The following is an 803-nucleotide window of genomic DNA, read 5'->3' on the forward strand; positions in this document are numbered from 1 at the left end:
CTTCGCTTCCTGGAGCGCCGCGGCCAAGTCGCGCTTCGCCGCCGAGACCGCCTTGCGACGGCGGCGGCCGGACTCGTTCGCCGAACCCACCACCGCCGCGACCGCGAGGGCGGCCTTGCGGCCCGGGTCGCGCAGTTTCGCCGCGCGCGCCAGCACTTCGTCGCGGGCGGCCGTGGAGTTGGACAGCACGTCGCGGCGTGACGCCCGCGTGCTCTTGTCCAGGTCCTTGGTCGCCGCGCGGCCGACCTTGCTCAGCTCTTCCTTGCTCTCGGCCAGTTTCCGGTCGGTGATTTCCACCGCTCGCGCGGCCGCGGCCGCACCCACTCGCGCGGCCTCCGCGGCGAGATCCCGAACGCCGGCCGCCGCCGTTTTCACCGATCGCCCGACCGGGGCGTCGCCCTGGCTCATGTGATCACCTCTCACTCGTCGCAGCAGGCACAGCCTGCTCAGCCTCACACCTGTGGGCTACCCAGTGCCGGGGCGTCCGGAACCTCGACCACCCATCAGCGTCACGGCCGCCGTATGTTCACATATCTGGACAACGTTCACATACATTGACGAATGTCCGGAGGGTGACTTATAAAGGATCGGTCCGGGTGTCACGCCGCAACACCTCCGCCATCCAGCAGTCTCCGGAGGTTTCGGGTGACCCGAAACGGTCCCTTGCTTCGCGCTGTCCTCACCGGCGCGGCCGCGTGCCTGACCGCGGCCGCACTCGTCCACGCCGTCCCGTCCCGCGCCGATGCCGCGCCGGGGCCGGGCGCGCGCACCGACCTCGACCTCGGATCCGCCAACCGGCGGGC

General features: G+C 71.1%; 1 pseudogene. It reads right to left on the reverse strand.

Annotated features, from left to right (window positions below):
* Positions 1-408 (reverse strand): annotated as a pseudogene (locus tag G3I65_RS39985) (hypothetical protein); the annotation flags it as partial.
* Positions 409-803 lie beyond the last annotated feature (395 nt).

The organism is Amycolatopsis sp. SID8362 (assembly GCF_010550475.1).
Lineage (GTDB): Bacteria > Actinomycetota > Actinomycetes > Mycobacteriales > Pseudonocardiaceae > Amycolatopsis > Amycolatopsis eburnea.